Genomic DNA, 21,318 nt, shown 5'->3' on the forward strand with positions numbered 1-21,318 from the left:
GAATAAAAAATGAAATCAATATTACTTATCGGTCTGGGAAGATTCGGACGGCATATTGCTATAAAATTAGATGAATTGCACCATCAGGTGATGGCGGTAGATAAAGAAGATACCCGAGTTGATGCTGTACTTCCCTTTGTAACCAACGCTCAGATTGGGGATGCGACTAGTGAGGATTTTTTAAGTTCGCTTGGTGTTGGGAATTTTGACGTTTGTATTGTGGCAATTGGAGATGATTTTCAGAATTCATTGGAAGTAACGTCCCTTTTGAAGGAACTCGGTGCAAGAATGGTGGTGTCTCGTGCTTCTCGTGATGTTCATGCAAAATTTCTTTTAAGAAACGGCGCAGATGAAATTGTTTATCCTGAAAGGCAGCTTGCCGATTGGGTTGCGATCCGTTATAGTGCTGATCATATTCTCGACTACATAGAACTAGATGAAGAACATGCAATCTTTGAAATATCTATACCGGGAGAATGGATAGGAAAAACTATCGGTCAGTTGGATATACGAAAAAAATATAACATCAATATTATGGCACTGAAAACAAATGATATTATGAATTTGAAAATAAGTTCCGATACGCAGTTATTGAAGAATAGTACCATGCTTGTTCTCGGGGATACAAAACATATTCAAAAGTGTTTTCGTATTTAATTTTTGAAAGAAGTTGGTGATATGAAAGACTTTGTTTTACTTATAGTGGTATTGGCAGCATTTATTTATGGTTATTTTCTTATGGGAAAACTGGATAAATTTCTCGAGGAAAATGAATCCCAAAAACATATTTCAGGTTCTAAGCTTAGGATTGGATTTGAAACACCTGCAATCATAGATTCTATTGCAGATCTATTAGAACAATTTTCAAGCGAATACCCAAACTATGAGTTGAACCTGTTCTACGGTTCTGTAAGTGAAATAATAAATGGGATAGGAAATAATAAACTTGATTTTGGCTTTATAATAGAGGAATCCAATGATATTTTGAAAGATAAGTATTGTTCCTTATCCTTTCAAATAAAGCAAAGCGTCATTACTCCAGACTCTATAGACATTGCGGTACATCCAATCAACACGATTGAGAAACCAGTGAGAGTGATATGGCAAAATAACAGTAATTGTATGGAAGGTTCATTTGTAGAAAAATTGCATGATTTTTCGGAGCCTTTTCTGTTTTCGGCTACACGCCCGAATGGAAAAAAAGAAGAAAAGGTGGTATAATCTTTATATAATGTTTTTTGCACAGGGAGGTGACCGTATGGGCGAAAACAGACACAATCCGGATCAGTTATTAAAGGCAATCCAAGCCGATGAAGAAAATCGGAATAAAGGACATTTGAAAATCTTTTTCGGATATGCAGCTGGTGTGGGTAAAACCTACGCCATGTTGGAAGCGGCTCATATGGCAAAACAGCAGGGAATTGACGTGGTAGCCGGTTATATAGAACCCCACGCACGCCCCAAAACAGCAGCTCTTTTGAATGGCTTAGAAGTTCTTCCTACAAGAGAAGTTCTCTATAATGGTATGATACTGAACGAATTCGACATTGACATGGCACTGAAAAGAAAACCACAGCTTATTCTTGTGGATGAACTTGCTCATACGAATGCCGAAGGATGCCGTCATGCAAAACGGTATCAGGACATTAAGGAACTTTTGAATGCAGGGATTGATGTCTATACGACTGTCAATGTTCAGCATATTGAAAGTCTTTGTGATACAGTTTCATCCATTACGGAGATTGTTGTACAGGAACGCATTCCGGATTCTCTGTTTGATAATGCAGATCAGGTTAAATTAATGGATATTGAACCACAGGATTTGATTGACCGTTTGAATACAGGAAATGTATACAGACAGACCCAGGCAAAACAGGTGGTAGAAAATTTTTTCACAATAGAAAATTTGACAGCTCTTCGGGAGATTGCACTGCGGCGATGTGCGGATAGGGTGAATATCCTCACAGAAAATGCCCGCATTAAAAATCACGGAGATTATCATACAGACGAACATATTCTTGTTTGTCTATCTTCTTCTCCATCTAATGCAAAAATTATCCGTACCGCCGCAAGAATGGCTTCTGCTTTCAAAGGAAAGTTTACGGCTCTGTTTGTAGAAACACCGGATTTTTCAGTGATGAGCGAGGACAATATAAAACGCCTTCGTTCAAATGTTCGTCTTGCTGAGCAGCTTGGGGCAAAAATTGAAACAGTTTATGGAGAAGATATTCCGTTTCAGATTGCGGAATTTGCCCGTTTGTCCGGTGCGTCAAAGATTGTGATCGGGCGAAGTTCTGCTACAAAACGGCATTTGCTCAGCAAACCGACACTGACAGAAAAACTGATTGATTATGCCCCTAACTTGGATGTGCATATTATTCCGGATACGGTTTCTAATGCTGCAGTGTATCAGTTAAGAGGGGGCAGGAAAAAGAACCATATCGTCTTCTCTGCCACTGATACATTAAAATCTACTGCGATTCTGATTTTATCCAGTTTAGTCGGAATGATTTTCCATAATCTTGGATTTGGCGAAGCAAATATTATTACTGTTTTTGTTTTAGGCGTTCTTGTCACCGCTGTCATCACGAAACATCAGGTATACAGCCTAATTTCCTCGATTGTAAGTGTTTTGATTTTTAATTTCCTGTTTACGGAACCCCAATTTACCTTGCAGGCGTATGATCAGGGTTATCCTGTTACCTTTATTATCATGTTTTTGGCGGCATTTTTAACCGGTTCTCTTGCTATACGGATTAAAAATCAAGCAAAACAGGCGGCACAATCTGCTTACCGTACCAAAGTGTTATTTGATACAAGCCAGCTATTGCAACAGGCAAAAGATAAAAATGAAATTGTATCCACAACTTCAAATCAGCTCATTAAACTCTTGGGAAAAGATATCGTTTTTTATTTAGCTGATGGCGAAGTGTTGGATACGCCGCATATTTTTTCTGTAACTGAGGAAAATTTGGAATCATGTATTTCCGAAAATGAAAAGGCCGTTGCCGGCTGGGTATTGAAAAACAATAAACGTGCCGGATCCACAACAGGAACGCTTTCCAATGCAAAATGCCTGTACCTTGCTGTTCGCAGTAGCAGTATGGTATATGGAGTTGTTGGAATCGTGATGGGGGAAATACCTCTTGATCCATTTGAAAACAGTATTCTACTGTCCATTCTCGGAGAATGTGCTCTGGCTTTGGAAAATGAAAAAAATGCCCGCGAGAAACAGGAGGCGGCTGTCCTTGCAAAAAATGAACAGTTGCGAGCGAACCTGTTGCGTGCTATTTCACATGATTTGAGGACACCGCTGACATCCATTTCTGGTAATGCCAGTAACCTTTTGTCCAATGGCGATTCCTTTGATAATGATACAAAAAAGCAGCTATATACGGATATTTATGATGATTCTATGTGGCTGATAAACCTTGTAGAAAACCTGCTGGCTGTAACCCGGATTGAAGAAGGACGGTTGAATCTCCGTATAACGGAAGATTTGATGGATGACGTGATTACAGAAGCGTTACATCATATTAACCGAAAGAGTGAAGAACATCATATTTCTGTTGAAAGCAAAGAAGAAATTCTTCTTGCAAAAATGGATGCAAAGCTTATTGTTCAGGTGATTATCAATATTGTTGATAATGCTATCAAATATACACCTAAAAACTCTCATATTGTTATTCGGACAGAAAAACGGGGAAAACAAGCGATCGTATCTATATCGGATGACGGAAACGGAATTGCTGATGAAATAAAGCCACGGATATTCGACATGTTCTACAGCGGTGCAAATCAAATTGCAGACAGTCGCCGAAGTTTAGGACTCGGATTATCTTTGTGCAAGTCCATTATTAACGCCCACGGCGGAGAACTTACTGTTTCAGATAATCTGCCGCACGGAACAGTATTCACATTTACATTACCGGCAGGGGAGGTCAAAGTATATGAATAAGTCACTAATATTAGTTGTAGAAGATGACACATCTGTCAGAAATTTAATTACAACAACCTTAAAAGCGCACGAATACCGATATCTGACAGCGCCCAATGGTCAATCGGCAATTTTAGAAGCATCTTCACACAATCCTGACATTGTTTTACTTGATTTAGGACTTCCTGATATGGATGGTGTTGAGATTATTAAAAAAATCCGTACTTGGTCAAACATGCCAATTATCGTAATCAGTGCTCGCAGTGAAGATACCGATAAAATTGATGCGTTGGATGCTGGTGCAGATGATTATTTAACAAAGCCATTTTCTGTTGAGGAACTGCTTGCCAGACTACGAGTCACGCAAAGAAGGTTATCGATGATGCAAAAAGTATCCCCTGTCGAAACGGTTGTTTTTGTAAACGGAAAACTTCGTGTGGATTATGTTGCGGGGTGTGCCTATTTGAATGAAGAAGAGTTGCATTTAACACCTATTGAATATAAGTTGCTTTGCCTGTTGACAAGAAATATAGGAAAAGTTCTGACCCATACTTTCCTTACGCAAAGCATTTGGGGAAGTAGTTGGGATAATGATATTGCCTCCCTTCGTGTGTTTATGGCGACACTTCGTAAAAAAATCGAGAAAGAACCGAACTCTCCACAATATATCCAAACACACATTGGCGTGGGGTATCGGATGCTGAAAGTTGAGTGAACTTCACAACATTTATTATAATCAGTGAGGTGGCGGATATCTTTTCAAGTAATAATGAATAGAATATATCACTCTGTAAAAGAAGTTATAAGGTAAGCGAACAGATTGGTATAGCTTGTTAAAAATATATCAAAATCACATTGTTATTTTCCTTAAGGTGTGCTATAGTATATTTTAGTTGTGAATCGGAAAAATTAGGAGGAAAAAACAATGAACTTAAGAGAAAAATACGGTGAGTGGGGTATCATCCTTGGAGCAACAGAAGGCGTTGGAAAAGCATTTGCAGAGAAAATCGCATCTGAGGGAATGAGTGTTGTCCTGGTAGGAAGAAGAGAAGAGAAACTTCAGGAGCTTGGAAAGAGTATCAGCGAAACATATGGTGTGGATCACATGGTTATTCGTGCAGATTTTGCACAGTCCGACTGTACTGACAAGATTTTTGAAGCAACAAAAGACCTTGATATGGGATTCATGAGTTATGTTGCATGTTTCCATACATTTGGAAAATTGCAGGATACTCCGTGGGAGAAGCATGAGCAGATGATTAATGTTAATGTTATGACATTCTTGAAATGTTTCTATCATTACATGGGAATCTTTGCAAAGCAGGATCGTGGAGCTGTAATCAATGTGTCTTCTTTGACAGCAATCAGTAGTTCACCATATAACGCACAGTATGGTGCAGGAAAATCTTACATTAAGAAACTGACAGAAGCTGTGGCGGCAGAATGTGAGAGTACAAATGTAGACGTTGAGGTTATCACGTTAGGAACAACAATTACACCAAGTTTGTTAAGCAATCTTCCAGGCGGTCCAGCAGGAGAAGCTGTTATGAAGGCAGCTATGACACCGGAAGCTTGTGTAGAGGAAGCATTTGACAATCTTGGCAAATCTCTTTCTGTTATTGCAGGTGAGCACAATAAAGCAAATGTTCATAATTGGCAGGCAAATAAAACAGATGATGAATATATCCGTTATATGGGTTCATTCTATTCTAACAACTAAAAAATCAGATTTTAGATGAATCATCTTTCAGTGATTATAGTAGCTGTTTCTCTGAGTAGGGGAAACAGCTATTTTGTTTATGGGAAATATATAACTTTAAGTATCTTTAATGATAACGATATGGTAAGATGAAGTTAAGGAATAGGAGTTTTAGCCACATCATTAGGAGTAGTTGCTTTGACAGGATGCGGAGCCGAAAAGACATCCGATAAAGGAAATCAGGGTTATCGAACATTAGATGAAATCAAAGAAAGCGGTGAAATTAATATTGGAGTTTTCTAAATGAAAATTATTATAAAATAAGTCTGGCTTTTTTAAATAGAATGTGATAATATAGTAATGTTTGATAGAGGCGCGGTGATATGAGTATCCGCTGACGAGAGTCTTGGGAAGACTGTCAGTGAGAGAAAGGAGAAGCCGCCGAAGGAATGATATTCCCAGATATGATTCCTGGGCCGGATGTAGAAGATACGCCGGACTGTCACAGGTGTGGAGAGCTATCGATGACGTTAGAATTATTATGCCATGGGTGACTCACCAGCAGAGAGTGCCTATGGCATTTTTTGCGTTTAGAGAATCCCAGGCAAAACCCACTATGCTTACACACAAACTTAACAAACATAAGTTTATAGGAAAGGAAAAAAGAAAATGAGAAACAAAAGAAAAATGGGGTATGTGTTTCTGATGTCTCTGCTCATTCTGTGTTGTAGTTCAACAACAGTATTTGCCGCAGATACATCTGCCGAGTATGTACCTCAGCTCTATGCAACAATCTGGTCTCTGGTGCCGCCGGTCATTGCAATCGTACTGGCACTTATTACAAAGGAAGTTTATAGCTCCTTATTCGTTGGAATTTTAATCGGAGGTGTATTTTGGTCAGGATTTAAACCGGAAGCTACAATTTTACATGTATTTCAGGATGGAGTAGTGGGAGTACTTACAGATTCTTACAATATGGGTATTCTGGTATTTCTGGTAATTCTTGGTGTTATGGTATGTATGATGAATAAAGCCGGTGGTTCCGCAGCATTCGGACGCTGGGCGAAAGAGCATATCAAGACAAGAGCGGGTGCACAGCTTGCAACAATCGCACTTGGAGTGCTGATTTTTATTGATGATTATTTTAACTGTCTTACAGTTGGGAGCGTTATGCGTCCTGTAACAGACAGCCACAATGTATCCCGTGCGAAACTTGCATATCTGATCGATGCTACGGCAGCACCAATCTGCATTATTGCACCGATTTCTTCCTGGGCAGCAGCAGTAACAGGATTTGTTAAAGGGGAGGATGGATTTTCAATTTTTATTCGTGCAATCCCATATAACTATTATGCAATTCTTACAGTTATAATGATGGTAACACTGGTTCTTGCAAAAGAAGATTATGGTCCGATGAAGGCGCATGAGAAAAATGCGATTGAAGGGGATCTTTTTACAACAGGAGACAGACCATTTGAAAATACATCCGAAAATGCGATTTACAATAAAGGAAAAGTAATCGATCTTGTATTCCCGATTCTGTCACTTATTGTATGTTGTGTCATTGGTATGATTTATTCTGGTGGGTTCTTCTCAGGAACAGGCTTTGTAGAGGCTTTCTCCGGAAGTGATGCATCGGTTGGACTGATGCTTGGAAGTTTCTTTGCAATGGTAATTACAATTGTTTTTTATGTAGTAAGAAAAGTTCTTCGTTTTTCGGATTCTATGGCTTGCATTCCGGAAGGATTTAAGGCAATGGTTCCGGCTATCCTGATTCTTACATTTGCATGGACTCTGAAAGCAATGACAGACAGTCTCGGAGCAGCTCCATTCGTAGCTTCTGTAATGAATTCAGCAGCAGGCGGATTGATGAACCTTCTCCCAGCAATCATCTTCCTTGTAGGATGTTTCCTTGCATTTGCAACAGGTACTTCCTGGGGAACATTCGGAATTCTGATTCCAATCGTAGTTGCAGTATTCCAGGGTACGAACGAGACAATGATGATCATCTCAATCTCAGCTTGTATGGCCGGAGCAGTTTGCGGAGATCATTGTTCACCTATTTCAGATACAACAATCATGGCATCCGCAGGAGCGCAGTGTAATCATGTGAATCATGTATCCACGCAGCTTCCATATGCAATGACTGTAGCAGCGGTTTCCTGTATTACATATGTGATCGCAGGTATCTTGCAGAATGCAGTCATCTGTCTCGTGATCGGAATTGCTCTGCAGATTGGAGTTCTGCTTGCAATCAAAGCAATCACAAAAGATCACACAGGTAGGGTGAAAACAACAAACTAAAAACCAGAGAGAAAGCGAGGAGTTGATCCTCGTTTTCTTTTTACAGAAATGTAGTAAAAAAGGACGAAATGAAAAGCTTGTTAAGCGGTTCATTTCGTCCCTGTTTGTTTTATGAAATCTTATTTATCCAGATCTTTTCCTGTCAGCATCTTATATGCCTGAAGGTATTTCTCAATCGTCTTATCTACAATTTCCTGTGGAAGTGTCCAGTCGTTGTCTGGATTTGCTTTCAGCCAGTCACGGGCAAACTGTTTGTCAAAAGATGGCTGTCCATGTCCGGCTTCATAACCGTCAGCAGGCCAGAAACGGGAACTGTCAGGAGTGAGCATCTCATCTCCAATTACCATATTTCCATTTTCATCAAGTCCGAACTCAAATTTTGTATCTGCAATAATGATACCTTTGCTCAGAGCATATTCGGCACATTTCTTATAGAGAGCAATTGTGTTGTCGCGAAGTTTCTCAGCGAGTTCACGTCCTCTTCCAGGGTAATATTTTTCAAGGTGATCAACGCTCTGCTCGAATGAAATGTTCTCATCGTGATCTCCGATTTCAGCCTTTGTGGAAGGTGTATAGATTGGTTCAGGAAGTTTGTCAGATTCCTTTAATCCTTCCGGAAGTGCGATTCCACAAACAGTTCCATTTTCTTTATAGCTTTCCCAGCCACTTCCAGTGATATAACCACGAACGATACACTCGATTGGAAGCATTTCGAGTTTCTTACACATCATAGATTTTCCATCATATTTCTCCTGCTGGAAGAACTCCGGCATATCTTTTACATCAACAGAGAGCATGTGGTTAGGAAGAATGTCTTCTGTCAGATCAAACCAGAATTTGGACATCTGAGTCAGGACAGTTCCTTTCTTTGTAACTTCATTGTTGAGAATCACGTCAAAGCAGCTGATGCGGTCTGTAGCAACCATGATTAAGCTGTCTCCATTATCATAAATTTCACGAACTTTACCTTCTTTGATTGGTTTTAATTCCTGCATTTTTTCACCTCATAGAATTTTCTTAGAATTTACAACGTAACCGTACACTTTTTAGGGGAAACTGTCAAGCGGGCTGAAAACGTGGGAAGAGAGGTGTGAAAAATCATTGAAGAAGGAAAAATGTGGAAAATTGTGTTTTTTGTATAAAAACAACGGAAAAATAAAGAGAGTGATTGTGGAATACGTTAGATAAAAAGTAAAAAAAACAGAATGTTTTTGAGGTATCATAAACAAATCAGATATTATTTAATAAGAAATTATTATAGTAGAAAAGGCAGTTACACAGAAGGTGAAAGAGAATAGTAAAAAGAAATATTGACATCTATGACATATTGTAATTAAATTAGTATGTCTATTTATATAGAAGAAACGAGGGAATAGAATGATGCAGAATCATAATCAACAGAAAAAAATTGCGCTGATCAATGACTTTACAGGCTTTGGCAGATGCTCAATTGCGGTACAGATGCCGATTATTTCAATGCTGAAAGTGCAGTGTTGTGCAGTGCCTACCTCGATTTTTTCAAATCATACCGCATATGAAGATTATTATTTTACAGATTATACATCAAATATGGAAGCATATATTGAACAATGGAAGAAGCTGGATTTGAAGTTCGAAGGAATTTGTACTGGTTTTTTGGGATCAGCAGAACAGATTCGGATTGTCAGTGAGTTTATCCAGTATTTTAGAGACGAGAATACAGTGGCTGTGATCGATCCGGTGATGGGGGACAATGGGGAGGCATATTCGACTTATACGGAAGAAATGTGCAGACAGATGATTCAATTAGTCCGCTATGCGGATGTAGTTGTTCCAAATGTGACAGAGGCATGTATCTTGACAGGAACACCGTATAAGGAACGGTGGACAACGAGAGAGCTGGCAAAGATGGCAGAACAGATTGTGCAGACCGGACCAGAAAAAGTTGTGATTACAGGAATTCCACAGAAAACGTATGTATCCAACTTGTGCTATGAAAAAGGCAAAGGATACGAGATGATCCGTACACATAAAGTAGGACATTCCAGATGTGGTACGGGAGATATTTTCTCTGCAATCATTGCAGCAGATGCAGTTAATGGAGTGGAATTTACAAAATCTGTCCGAAAGGCATCCGCATTTATAAAGAAGTGCATACAAAAGTCAATTGAAATGGAAATTCCGTTGACGGATGGTGTCTGTTTTGAAGAATTAATGGGACTATTGAAATAAAAGAAAATTAAGGAGTAAACAAAAATGAATTTAGAAGAATGCTATGAAGTAATGGATAGTAACTATGATGATGTGATGAGAAGACTTGGAAGTGAAACACTGGTCCGTAAATTTGTATTGAAGTTTTTGGATGATACAAGTTTCCAGGGATTAAAAGAAGGACTTGAAAATCAGGATGCAGAACTCGCATTCCGAAGTGCACATACATTGAAAGGCGTGTGCATGAATCTTGGATTTACAAAGTTATTCGAGGTCAGCTCAGCATTAACAGAAGAGCTTCGAGACAAAGAAATCAAAGAAAACACTACAGAGATGTTTGAAGAAGTAGAACGAGAATATACCCGAACAATAGAAGCAATTAAAGGATTATGTTAAGAAGTAGACAATTGAAAAAATATAAATTTTTTCTGCCAGTAGAAATTTATCTGCTGGCAGTTTTTATAGTTGCACCACTTGCAGCGTATACTCCTTCAGCAAGGCCTGTATCAACGGAAACAACAGGTTTTTTATATGTTTTCATGATAAATTCCTTCAATGCTTTCGTGTATTACATATTATCTAACCACATTATGGAAAAATGTATAGAAATCAAGAAAAATCCTTATAAAGTGAATGACAATTCATCCAAGCAGGGTGTAGAATAGTAAAATAATGGCTGAATAGTGATTGGAAAAGGAGAAAAGGCATGCTTCAGATACAACATATTTGCAAGGAATATCGAACAGGTAATCTGATACAGAAAGCATTGGATGATGTCAGTCTGAATCTCAGAGATAATGAATTTGTTGCTATTCTGGGACCGAGTGGTTCGGGAAAGACAACGCTTCTGAATATCATTGGTGGTTTGGACCGATATGACAGCGGAGATCTGATCATCAATGGAATATCAACGAAGAAATATAAAGACAGAGACTGGGATTCTTATCGTAATCATACGATAGGATTTGTTTTCCAGAGTTATAATCTGATTCCGCATCAGACTGTTCTGGCAAATGTTGAATTGGCACTTACGATTTCGGGGATTGGCAAGTCCGAGAGAAGGAAACGTGCGACAGAAGCGCTTGAAAAGGTTGGTCTGGGTGCGCAGCTTCACAAGCGACCAAGTCAGATGTCCGGAGGACAGATGCAGCGTGTTGCGATTGCCCGGGCATTAGTGAACGATCCGGATATCCTGCTTGCAGATGAACCGACAGGTGCACTGGACAGTGATACAAGTGTGCAGGTCATGGATCTTCTTCAGGAAGTAGCGAAAGACCGTCTGGTTGTTATGGTTACACATAATCCGGAGCTTGCAGAGCAGTATGCGACAAGAATCGTTACATTAAAAGATGGTGTGATCCGTTCAGATACAGATCCGTTTGAAGTAGATGAAACGACGATGGGAGTGGCAGAACACAGGAATATGGGAAAATCCTCGATGTCATTTCTGACCGCTTTAGCTTTGAGTTTTAACAATCTGAAGACAAAGAAGGCACGAACGCTTCTGACTTCATTTGCAGGCTCAATCGGAATTATCGGAATTGCATTAATTCTGTCTCTATCTACAGGTGTGAATCAATATATTCAGAACGTAGAGGAAGAGACGCTTTCAGAATATCCTCTACAGATACAAAGTACAGGCTTTGATCTGACATCCATGATGGTCGGGATGGACAGTGCCTCTGCGGACGATAAAAAAACAGACAAAGAGAAGTCAGATACAAAGGAAAAGTCAAAGGATCAGGTTAAAGTAATTCAGATGGTGACGAATATGTTTTCCACAATGGATTCAAATGACCTTGGTGCTTTGAAGAAGTATCTTGATACTGGCAAGAGTGGAGTGGAACAATATACGAATGCTATAGAATATAAGTACAGCATTTCTCCGCAGATTTATAAAAAAAATAAAGACAGTATCCGTCAGGTGAATCCAGATCAATCCTTTTCAGCCATGGGGTTGGGTTCTTCTATAAGTACGAATAGTATGATGTCATCTATGATGAGTACAGATGTTTTTTATGAGATGCCGGAAAGCAGTAAACTTTATGAAAATCAGTATGAAGTGGAAAAGGGGCGTTGGCCAGAGAAATATAATGAATGTGTTGTGGTTCTGACTTCGAATGGCGGAATGAGTGATTTTATGCTTTATACATTGGGACTTCGTGATCCGCTGGAGCTTGATGAGATGATCCAGTCCTTTATGAAAGAGGAAAATGTTACTACACCGGATGATCTGGGAACTTATTCTTATGATGATATTATCGGAACAAAGTTCAAGCTTGTGAACAGTTCTGAGTATTATGAATATGATAGTCAGTATCAGGTCTGGAAAGATAAGACAGATAATGAAGATTATATGAAATCACTTGTAGCGAATGGGGAAGATCTTACAGTGGTTGGTATTGTGAAACCCGCTGAAGATGCGAAAGCCTCATCTCTGAGTCCGGGAATTGCATATCCTACATCATTGACGAAACATGTGGCAGAACAGGCAGCAAAAAGTGAGATTGTGAAACAGCAGCTGGCAAATCCGGATGTTAACGTATTTACAAATAAAAAATTCGGAGAGAAAGACAGTGAAAATGGATTCTCCATGGATTCTTTATTTACGGTTGACGAAGCAGCACTGCAGAAAGCATTGGGATTTGACGCAAGTGCGATGAACAATTTAGGAAATTCTCTGGATTTTGGGAATTCGTTAAATCTCAGTGAATCTATGAATTTGTCAAAAGCATTTCAGACAGGAAGTAATACGCTGGATCTGTCGGGACTTGTGAATCCAGATTCTCTGAACTTAGATCTTTCCGGAATGCCGCAGATGAATCTGGGAGAGATCGTTTCGAATCTGGATCTGAAGGTATCACCGGATGGTATGAAACAGATGGCTTGTGGACTGCTGACGGGATATCAGAAGTATGCAAAGACACATCCAGAGGCAGATTATTCAGGTCTTGGAGAGGATTTTACAGCATTTCTTAAGACAGATGCAGCAAAAAAGATTATTTCTGATAATATAAAAGATATCATAAAATCAAGCGGAATTGTGACGATTACAACCGAGAAAATACAGGAATTGATCAAAAATATTATGGCCGGATACGAACAGTATATTACGGAAAAAGGATATACAGATCCGGATCAATTTGATGAATATTTGATGGAATATCTTCAGACGGATGAAGCGAAGAAAATAATTTCAGATTGGATGTCAGAAGTTATGCCGGAAGATCCGAAGATTGAGATAACACCGGAACAGCTTGAGAAACTATCAGATGATCTTGTGAAAGGTTATTTGGCATATGCTTCAGAGAATGGTCTTCCGGATCCGTCTAAGATGGGAGAACATTTCATGGCTTATCTGCAAACAGATGATGGAAAGAAGCAATTTCAGGAAGGTCTGTCAGCAATGATCGATATGGATCAGTTGGAGAGCCAGGTGTCAAAAATCATCGGAAACTATATGAATCAGGCAATGGGGGCTATGGGAAATACGATTGGTCAGGCACTTGAGACACAGGTGTCCTCTGCAATGACACAGATTATCAGTCAGATGACAACAGAGCTTGAATCTGCAATGAAGCAGATGATGACCAACGTAGGAACGCAGCTTCAGAACACCCTCGGAAATGCAATGCAGATTGATCCGGCAGCATTTGCAGATGTATTTCAGATGAATATGACGGAAGATGATTTGGCGGAGCTTATGATGTCAATGAGTGGGAAAGGCTTGGCTTCTTATGATAGTAATCTGCAGAAACTGGGATATGTAGATTTTGCAGTCCCGTCTGCTATTAACATTTATCCAAAGGATTTTGAAGGAAAGGAACAAGTAGTAAAGGTTCTGGACGATTATAATAGCAGGATGGAGGCAGAAGGGAAGGATGAGCAGGTCATTACTTATACCGATGTGGTTGGAACTTTAATGTCCTCTGTCACAACAATCGTAGATACGATCAGTTATGTGTTGATTGCATTTGTAGCGATTTCTCTTGTGGTATCTTCCATTATGATTGGTGTTATTACCTACATCAGTGTGCTTGAGCGGAAAAAGGAAATTGGAATATTAAGAGCAATCGGTGCGTCAAAGCGAAATGTATCACAGGTGTTTAATGCAGAAACGTTTATTATCGGACTTTGTGCAGGAGTGATCGGAATCGGACTAACATTGTTACTTCTGATTCCTGGGAATGCGATTATTCACAATGTGGCAGATAATGCGAAGGTAAATGCAGTTCTGCCGATTGTTCCGGCAATCATACTGATTTTATTAAGTGTTGTCCTTACATTACTTGGTGGATTGATTCCATCCAAGAAAGCAGCAAAGAGTGATCCTGTGACAGCACTTCGTACAGAGTAGGGCACGGGTGAGAAGAATGGAAAATTTAGTTTTTAGTCTGAATGCAACCGTACCAATCTTTTTGATGATGGTACTGGGAATGCTGTTCAAAAAGCTTGGCTGGATGGATGAAGAGTTTGCAGCAAAGATGAATAAATTTGTCTTTCTGATTCCATTGCCGGTATTGTTGTTTGGTGATCTGGCAAAAGTTGATTTTAAAGAAGTGTGGAATATCAGGTTTGTGATTTTCTGCTTTGTAGTAACATTTATCTGCATTACAATTGCTGCGCTGGTATCTTGCATCTGGAAAGACCGTTCCATCCAGGGTGAATTTATTCAGGCTTCGTACCGGAGCAGCGCAGCACTTCTTGGGATTGCATTTATCCAGAATATTTATGGAAATGCAGGGATGGCGCCACTTATGATCATAGGAAGTGTACCACTTTATAATGTGATGGCGGTTATCGTGTTGTCCTTTTTCCATCCGGAACGAAAGGCAATTGATAAAGCTGTATGGATGAAAACGTTAAAGGGGATCGTGACCAATCCAATCATCATTGGAATCGTGGCTGGTCTGATCTGGTCAGCCTGCAAGATTCCAATGCCGGCAATTCTTAATAAAACGGTGACAAGTATTGGAGGAATGTCTACACCAATGGGGCTGATGGCAATGGGAGCTACCTTTGATTTTAGGAAAGCACTTGGAAAGATCAAACCGGCTGTGACAGCAACAATTATGAAGTTGATCATATTTGTGGCAATTTTTCTTCCGATTGCTGTGAAACTGGGATTCCGTCAGGAAGAACTGATTGCAATCCTTGTAATGCTTGGATCTGCAACAACAGTAAGCAGTTTTGTTATGGCAAAGAATATGGGACATGAAGGAGTTTTATCATCAAGTGTAGTGATGCTGACAACATTGTTCAGTGCATTCACGTTGACAGGATGGCTGTATGTGCTGAAAGCGTTTCAGCTGGTATAGGAATAGGAAATTCACATCTTGTTGCGATGGAGGATAAAAATGGCTGTTGGTCGCACATAGTACGAACAATAACAAAAAATGTTGGAAAATGGGGCGTTGTGGGAAAAAGTTCTTGCAACGTCCCTTGTTTTATGCTATACTACGAACGTTGCTAAAAAACACGTATGCGGATTCCTTCCAAGGTGCCTAAGTCGAGACAGGAGTTTCGTCCGGTTGCGAAGGAGAGTAAAACATACGGAAGAAAAAAACCAAATGGAGGAGAATAACATGAGCGTTATTTCAATGAAGCAGTTATTGGAAGCAGGTGTTCATTTTGGACATCAGACAAGAAGATGGAACCCTAAGATGGCTCCATACATCTACACAGAGAGAAATGGTATCTACATCATCGACCTGCAGAAATCTGTAGGAATGGTTGACGATGCATATAAGGCTGTTTCTGACATCGCTGCAGAAGGCGGTACAGTTCTTTTCGTAGGAACAAAGAAACAGGCACAGGATGCAATCAAAGCTGAGGCTGAGCGTTGCGGAATGTATTATGTAAACGAGAGATGGCTTGGAGGAATGCTTACAAACTTCAAGACAATCCAGAGCCGTATCAAACGTCTGAAAGACATCGAGAGAATGGCAGAAGATGGAACATTCGAAGTACTTCCGAAGAAAGAAGTTATCGAAATCAAAAAAGAGTGGACAAAGCTTGAGAAGAACCTTGGCGGAATCAAAGACATGAAGAAACTGCCAGACGCTATCTTCATCGTAGATCCTAAGAAAGAAAGAATCTGTGTACAGGAAGCACACACACTCGGAATTCCGCTGATCGGTATCTGTGATACAAACTGTGATCCAGAAGAACTGGATTACGTAATCCCAGGTAATGATGATGCAATCAGAGCTGTAAAACTGATCGTTTCTAAGATGGCAGACGCTGTTATCGAAGCAAACCAGGGTGCAGCTGAGGATGAGTATTACGAGGAGGCTGCAGAAGCAGCAGAAGCTGAAGAGGCTGTAGAAGAGTAATATCAGTTCTTGATATGAAAGAAAATGCTTCAGCCTGATTATCAGGTTGAAGCATTTTACTTTATAGAAATAGTTCTATAGAGAAAAGCATATGTTACTGCTTATAGTGACACACACATTATGAATAATGGAGGAAAATTATCATGGCAATCACAGCAGGAATGGTAAAAGAGTTAAGAGAAATGACAGGCGCTGGAATGATGGACTGTAAAAAAGCGCTTTCTGAGACAAACGGAGATATGGACGCAGCTGTAGAGTTCCTTAGAAAGAACGGACAGGCTAAAGCTGAGAAAAAAGCTGGAAGAATCGCTGCAGAAGGTATCGTTAAGACAGTTGTTAAAGATGACAAAGTTGCTGCAATCGTAGAAGTAAACTCTGAGACAGACTTCGTTGCAAAGAACGACGAGTTCCAGGGATTCGTAGAAGCAGTTGCTAACCAGGTAGTAGATTCAGAAGCAGCTGATCTTGATGCATTTATGGCAGAGGCTTGGGAAGCTGATACAACAAAGACTGTAAAAGATGCTCTCGTAGAGAAGATCGCAGTTATCGGAGAGAACCTGAACATCAGAAGATTCGAGAAAGTTGCAGCAGACAACGGTGTGGTTGTTCCTTACATCCACGGTGGCGGACGTATCGGTGTTCTTGTTGTTGCTGATACAGATGTTGTTAACGACGAGATCAAAGCAGCACTGAAGAACGTAGCTATGCAGGTAGCAGCTATGTCTCCGAAGTATGTATCCCGTGAGGAAGTATCTCAGGATTACCTTGATCACGAGAAAGAAATCCTTCTTGCTCAGGCTAAGAAAGAGAACCCGGAGAAACCGGAAAACATCATCGAGAAGATGATCATCGGACGTCTGAACAAAGAACTTAAAGAGATCTGTCTGCTTGATCAGGTATACGTTCAGGACAGCGACCTTACAGTAGGAAAATACGTTGATAAGGTAGCAAAAGAGAACGGTGCAAACGTTAAAGTTACAAAATTCGTTCGTTTCGAGACTGGTGAAGGAATCGAAAAGAAAGTTGATGACTTCGCAGCAGAAGTTGCAGCTCAGGCTGGAATGTAAGCGTCTAGCACAAGCACGGCGTATATAAAAAGAAATCCTCGACACAAGTTTACTTGTGATCGGGGATTTCTTTTTATATGCATCGTGCGACGCACGTATAGCGAGATGAAGCGAAGCGGAATCGAGCTAAGCGTGCTTGTGCGGATGTCTTGGTGCACCTACAATGCACAAGCTGTACCTAGACCAAAACCCCACAAATTTACTTGTGATCGAGGATTTCTTTTTATATGCATCGTGCGACGCACGTATAGCGAGATGAAGCGAAGCGAAATCGAGCTAAGCGTGCTTGTGCGGATGTCTTGATGCACCTACAATGCACAAGCTGTACCTAGACCAAAACCCCACAAGTTTACTTGTGATCGAGGATTTCTTTTTATATGCATCGTGCGACGCACGTATATAATGCCTAAGAAAAGACTTGACTTTCAGATATTACAAGTGTAAGATTTAAGGAAATAAAAGCGTTGAAAGAAAGGGGTATCTATGAAAAAAAGACGGAAAAAACAAAGCACTAAAAAATCTTACACTTGTAGGATTTTTGGATTAATAATGGCTATAACAGTAATTGCTGTTTCAGGAGGTGTTTTATTAAAAAGGACGATAACGGAATCACCAGAAGACACACTTATGGAATATATGAACCATATTGAAAAAAAGGAATATGAAGTAATGTATACTATGATAGATTCAGATGAAAAAGTTTATCTGACAAAAGAAGAATACATACAACGAAATTCTAAGATATACGAAGGAATAGAGGTCAGTGACATTAAAATCAGTCATATAGCTGTGAAAGAGAAAAAAGCAGATACAGTTACGCTTTCGTATGAAACATCATGTAATACAATTGCCGGAACAATACAATTTGACAATATGGCGGAACTGAAGAAGACGAAACAGGGATATAAATTAGTATGGCAGGATAGCCTGATTTTTCCAAATTTAGAGAGTGATGATAAAATAAGCGTTACTACCTCAAAAGCGGAGCGAGGAGAAATATTAGACCGGAATGGTAAAATGCTTGCAGGAAAAGGTATAGCGACATCGGTTGGTATTATACCGGGAAAGCTGGAAGACAGGAATGTATCTCTTGAAAAAATAGCAGAGTTATTGAAGATAGACGTAGAAACAATAAATAACAAACTTACAGCAAAGTGGGTGAAAGAAGATTCTTTTGTACCAATTGAAACTATTCCGAAAGTAGAAGAAATAGATTTAATGAAAATACAGCCAGAAGAAAAGACACTTGAAGAGCAGGAGCGTCAGAATAAACTTCTGGAAATTCCGGGGGTTATGCTGTCAGATGTGGAAGTTAGATCCTATGAGTTAGGGGAAGCAGCCGCTCATTTAATTGGTTATGTACAATCTGTAACGGCAGAGGATTTGGAAAATCATCCGGGGGAAGGATATACAAACGAAAGTGTAATCGGAAGGTCTGGGTTGGAAAAAATATATGAAAAGCAATTAAAAGGAAAAGATGGTTGTGATATAAAGATTCTAGATAGCGATGGGGAAGAAAAAGAAGTTCTTGTAGGCACTTTTAAAGAAGATGGTAAAGATATAAGATTGACGATAGATTCTGACTTGCAAAAATCATTATATGAGCAGTTTAAAGAAGATCCGGGGTGCTCTGTTGCAATGAATCCTTATACGGGAGAAGTATTGGCTTTGGTCAGTACTCCATCTTATGACAATAATGAATTTATACGAGGATTATCATCAGAAAAATGGACATCATTAAATGAAGATGAAAAGAAACCTTTATATAATCGTTTCCGTCAAGTATGGTGTCCTGGTTCAACATTTAAGCCAGTTGTAGCAGGAATTGGGTTGAAAACGGAAACCATAGATCCAAAAGAGGATTTTGGAAATGAAGGTCTGGAATGGCAGAAAGATTCGTCCTGGGGATCTTATCAAGTGACAACACTTCATGAGTATGAACCGGTTATTATGAAGAATGCAATTATTTATTCTGATAATATTTACTTTGCAAAGGCTGCTCTTAAAATTGGAAGTGAAAATTTTATGAATACTTTAAATGAAATAGGCTTTAATCAGAATATACCGTTTGAGATTGCGATGCAGGAATCAACATATTCAAATACGGATAAAATAGAAACAGAAATACAACTGGCAGATAGTGGCTATGGACAAGGGCAGATTCTTGTAAATCCGTTACATTTGGCAAGTATTTATACTTCGTTTTTAAATGAAGGGAATATGGTAAAGCCGTATTTAACATACGAAGAAGAGGCTGCCGGTGAAATATGGATAGAAAATGCTTTTACCAAAGAAAATGTAGAAGAAATTATGCAAGGTGTAGAAGGTGTTGTAAATAATCCAGAAGGAACCGGATATGCGGCACATCGTGACGATATTTTACTGGCTGGAAAAACGGGGACAGCAGAGTTGAAAGCAACGAAAGAAGATACTTCTGGTAAAGAAATCGGGTGGTTTTCAGTGTTTACAGCAGAGAAAAATGTAGACAGACCAATTCTTCTCATCAGTATGGTTGAGAATGTGAAAGGAATCGGTGGAAGTGGTTATGTTGTTAGAAAAGATGCAACAGTATTGGATGAGTATTTTAAAGAATAAAAAAATTTTTACAAGAAATTATTACAAATGTAAGATTTTGACAGTGATATTGATAATTCTTATGGTTTTTACAGGATGCAGACAAGAAAGAATCACAGAAAAAGTACAAAAGAAAGAAACTGTAGAATCTGCAATGTATGCTGAAGCGAAAGAAATAGCACAAACTTTTCAGAATATCTATATACAGGAGAAGTCAGAGTTAAATACATTAAAAACGAAAAGAAAAATTATCAATTGTCTGAAAATGCAAGGATATGCGGCAGTAGATCGTGATAATCAGATTGATATGGTCAACAGTGAAAAGGTAGAAAAATTTTGCAAAGCAGCGGAAAAAGAAGAACAGGCAGCAGTTGACATTATTGTCGTATTTGATGAAGGGGAAATTATACAATATCATTTAGAGTCAATGGATGGAAAGGTGGATGTTCGATTATGTCAGGTTGAATGGAAAGATAATAATCCACAGGCCGAATATTATGATGAATATGAAGCGTATGCGTGGAAATATACGGAAAAAGGATATTTGTTTATTGAAGAGTACCGTCCACCGGGATTTGATGGAGCACCGGGGGAGACTGGATTCAGAGTACAGCCATTGAATGAAACGTGCAGAGAATTGAATCGGAAATATGTTATGCCGTTAGGGTATACGCTTAATAATCTATTGATTACAAATTGGGATGAGCAGAATTATACGGAACTTGATTTTTATGACCTTTATGAAAAAATGTATCATATGAAATATGGAAAGCAAGTCTCCTATGAAGCAAATTTCGGTGGAGCAGAATATGAAGTTCCAGAAGATGAGTTTGAAGAGGTTTTGCAGACATATTTACCATTTGACAGTACTGAGATTGAAAAGGGAACTTTTTATAACTGTGATGACAAAACTTTTAGATACAGACCGAGAGGATTGTATGATTGTGAATTTCCATATGAGCCATATCCGGAAGTTATTTCATATGAAAAATTGCACGATGGAACATTAAAACTTACGATAGAAGCAGTATGGGAAATTAGAATGTTAGACCAGGCAATTACCAGTGAATTGATTATAAAACCTATGAAAGACGGAAGTTTTCAGTATTTATCAAATAAAGTAATCAAATCAGATCAAAATGCAAATGCAGGGTGGTATATGCCAAGATTGACAGAAGAAGAGTGGAAAGCAAATTATAGCAATAATTAGGG

The 21,318-nt window shown here is 39.2% G+C and carries 15 protein-coding genes and 1 riboswitch; of the genes, 14 read left to right on the top strand and 1 reads right to left on the bottom strand.

The window, feature by feature from the left end; all coding sequences use genetic code 11:
• Nucleotides 1–9: 9 nt before the first annotated feature.
• From ACZ47Z_RS05205 to ACZ47Z_RS05230, 6 genes are all read left to right on the top strand, one after another.
• A complete protein-coding gene (locus tag ACZ47Z_RS05205; protein WP_270347362.1) occupies nucleotides 10–657 on the top strand; it encodes a potassium channel family protein in 648 nt (215 codons plus the stop codon).
• Between the two features lie 21 nt (nucleotides 658–678).
• Nucleotides 679–1,221, top strand: a complete 543-nt coding sequence (locus tag ACZ47Z_RS05210) for a LysR family transcriptional regulator substrate-binding protein (protein WP_464525940.1) — start codon at nucleotides 679–681, stop codon at nucleotides 1,219–1,221.
• Between the two features lie 37 nt (nucleotides 1,222–1,258).
• Entirely contained in the window at nucleotides 1,259–3,958 is a 2,700-nt protein-coding gene (locus tag ACZ47Z_RS05215; protein ID WP_464525941.1) for an ATP-binding protein, read from the top strand.
• Entirely contained in the window at nucleotides 3,951–4,652 is a 702-nt protein-coding gene (locus ACZ47Z_RS05220) for a response regulator (protein ID WP_464525942.1), read from the top strand. The genes ACZ47Z_RS05215 and ACZ47Z_RS05220 overlap by 8 nt, the downstream gene beginning before the upstream one ends.
• A 210-nt stretch (nucleotides 4,653–4,862) precedes the next feature.
• Entirely contained in the window at nucleotides 4,863–5,657 is a 795-nt protein-coding gene (locus ACZ47Z_RS05225) for a 7beta-hydroxysteroid dehydrogenase (RefSeq protein WP_144367832.1), read from the top strand.
• Nucleotides 5,658–5,996: 339 nt separating this feature from the next.
• Nucleotides 5,997–6,165, top strand: a riboswitch (Lysine riboswitch).
• Nucleotides 6,166–6,305: 140 nt separating this feature from the next.
• The gene (locus ACZ47Z_RS05230) at nucleotides 6,306–7,940 is read left to right on the top strand and encodes a Na+/H+ antiporter NhaC family protein (RefSeq protein WP_464525943.1); all 1,635 of its coding nucleotides are present in this window, start codon (nucleotides 6,306–6,308) and stop codon (nucleotides 7,938–7,940) included.
• 119 nt (nucleotides 7,941–8,059) lie between these two features.
• Here the strand turns inward: ACZ47Z_RS05230 and ACZ47Z_RS05235 are convergent, their stop codons facing one another.
• The gene (locus tag ACZ47Z_RS05235; protein WP_054752588.1) at nucleotides 8,060–8,935 is read right to left on the bottom strand and encodes a phosphoribosylaminoimidazolesuccinocarboxamide synthase; all 876 of its coding nucleotides are present in this window, start codon (nucleotides 8,933–8,935) and stop codon (nucleotides 8,060–8,062) included.
• Between the two features lie 382 nt (nucleotides 8,936–9,317).
• On the opposite strand from ACZ47Z_RS05235, the gene ACZ47Z_RS05240 reads away from it, so the two are divergent.
• The 8 genes from ACZ47Z_RS05240 (at nucleotide 9,318) to ACZ47Z_RS05275 (ending at nucleotide 21,316) form a co-directional block, all read left to right on the top strand.
• Nucleotides 9,318–10,151, top strand: coding sequence for a pyridoxamine kinase (locus ACZ47Z_RS05240; RefSeq protein ID WP_015528796.1), 834 nt, complete (start codon nucleotides 9,318–9,320; stop codon nucleotides 10,149–10,151).
• A 24-nt stretch (nucleotides 10,152–10,175) separates the two neighbouring features.
• Nucleotides 10,176–10,526, top strand: coding sequence for an Hpt domain-containing protein (locus tag ACZ47Z_RS05245; protein WP_020437176.1), 351 nt, complete (start codon nucleotides 10,176–10,178; stop codon nucleotides 10,524–10,526).
• 310 nt (nucleotides 10,527–10,836) lie between these two features.
• Complete coding sequence (locus ACZ47Z_RS05250) at nucleotides 10,837–14,487, top strand: ABC transporter ATP-binding protein/permease (RefSeq protein WP_464525944.1); 3,651 nt, start codon at nucleotides 10,837–10,839, stop codon at nucleotides 14,485–14,487.
• 16 nt (nucleotides 14,488–14,503) lie between these two features.
• Nucleotides 14,504–15,448 (top strand): AEC family transporter, encoded by a 945-nt coding sequence (locus tag ACZ47Z_RS05255; RefSeq protein ID WP_464525945.1) that lies wholly within the window; start codon nucleotides 14,504–14,506, stop codon nucleotides 15,446–15,448.
• Between the two features lie 267 nt (nucleotides 15,449–15,715).
• Nucleotides 15,716–16,465: a 30S ribosomal protein S2 gene (gene rpsB, locus ACZ47Z_RS05260; protein WP_015528801.1), complete on the top strand. Its 750-nt coding sequence runs from the start codon at nucleotides 15,716–15,718 to the stop codon at nucleotides 16,463–16,465.
• A gap of 143 nt (nucleotides 16,466–16,608) precedes the next feature.
• Nucleotides 16,609–17,532: a translation elongation factor Ts gene (gene tsf / locus ACZ47Z_RS05265; RefSeq protein ID WP_054752596.1), complete on the top strand. Its 924-nt coding sequence runs from the start codon at nucleotides 16,609–16,611 to the stop codon at nucleotides 17,530–17,532.
• Nucleotides 17,533–18,015: 483 nt separating this feature from the next.
• A complete protein-coding gene (locus ACZ47Z_RS05270; protein WP_464525946.1) occupies nucleotides 18,016–20,127 on the top strand; it encodes a penicillin-binding transpeptidase domain-containing protein in 2,112 nt (703 codons plus the stop codon).
• Complete coding sequence (locus ACZ47Z_RS05275; RefSeq protein ID WP_464525947.1) at nucleotides 20,078–21,316, top strand: DUF6070 family protein; 1,239 nt, start codon at nucleotides 20,078–20,080, stop codon at nucleotides 21,314–21,316. The genes ACZ47Z_RS05270 and ACZ47Z_RS05275 overlap by 50 nt, the downstream gene beginning before the upstream one ends.
• Nucleotides 21,317–21,318: the final 2 nt, after the last annotated feature.

The sequence above is a fragment of the Mediterraneibacter faecis genome (assembly GCF_055383675.1).

What these genes read in the sequence shown, in the direction of transcription:
- ACZ47Z_RS05205 (WP_270347362.1), top strand. Translation starts at nt 10, where the DNA reads ATGAAATCAATATTACTTATCGGTCTGGGAAGATTCGGACGGCATATT.
- ACZ47Z_RS05210 (WP_464525940.1), top strand. Translation starts at nt 679, where the DNA reads ATGAAAGACTTTGTTTTACTTATAGTGGTATTGGCAGCATTTATTTAT.
- ACZ47Z_RS05215 (WP_464525941.1), top strand. Translation starts at nt 1,259, where the DNA reads ATGGGCGAAAACAGACACAATCCGGATCAGTTATTAAAGGCAATCCAA.
- ACZ47Z_RS05220 (WP_464525942.1), top strand. Translation starts at nt 3,951, where the DNA reads ATGAATAAGTCACTAATATTAGTTGTAGAAGATGACACATCTGTCAGA.
- ACZ47Z_RS05225 (WP_144367832.1), top strand. Translation starts at nt 4,863, where the DNA reads ATGAACTTAAGAGAAAAATACGGTGAGTGGGGTATCATCCTTGGAGCA.
- ACZ47Z_RS05230 (WP_464525943.1), top strand. Translation starts at nt 6,306, where the DNA reads ATGAGAAACAAAAGAAAAATGGGGTATGTGTTTCTGATGTCTCTGCTC.
- ACZ47Z_RS05235 (WP_054752588.1), bottom strand. Translation starts at nt 8,935, where the DNA reads ATGCAGGAATTAAAACCAATCAAAGAAGGTAAAGTTCGTGAAATTTAT.
- ACZ47Z_RS05240 (WP_015528796.1), top strand. Translation starts at nt 9,318, where the DNA reads ATGATGCAGAATCATAATCAACAGAAAAAAATTGCGCTGATCAATGAC.
- ACZ47Z_RS05245 (WP_020437176.1), top strand. Translation starts at nt 10,176, where the DNA reads ATGAATTTAGAAGAATGCTATGAAGTAATGGATAGTAACTATGATGAT.
- ACZ47Z_RS05250 (WP_464525944.1), top strand. Translation starts at nt 10,837, where the DNA reads ATGCTTCAGATACAACATATTTGCAAGGAATATCGAACAGGTAATCTG.
- ACZ47Z_RS05255 (WP_464525945.1), top strand. Translation starts at nt 14,504, where the DNA reads ATGGAAAATTTAGTTTTTAGTCTGAATGCAACCGTACCAATCTTTTTG.
- rpsB (WP_015528801.1), top strand. Translation starts at nt 15,716, where the DNA reads ATGAGCGTTATTTCAATGAAGCAGTTATTGGAAGCAGGTGTTCATTTT.
- tsf (WP_054752596.1), top strand. Translation starts at nt 16,609, where the DNA reads ATGGCAATCACAGCAGGAATGGTAAAAGAGTTAAGAGAAATGACAGGC.
- ACZ47Z_RS05270 (WP_464525946.1), top strand. Translation starts at nt 18,016, where the DNA reads ATGAAAAAAAGACGGAAAAAACAAAGCACTAAAAAATCTTACACTTGT.
- ACZ47Z_RS05275 (WP_464525947.1), top strand. Translation starts at nt 20,078, where the DNA reads ATGTTGTTAGAAAAGATGCAACAGTATTGGATGAGTATTTTAAAGAAT.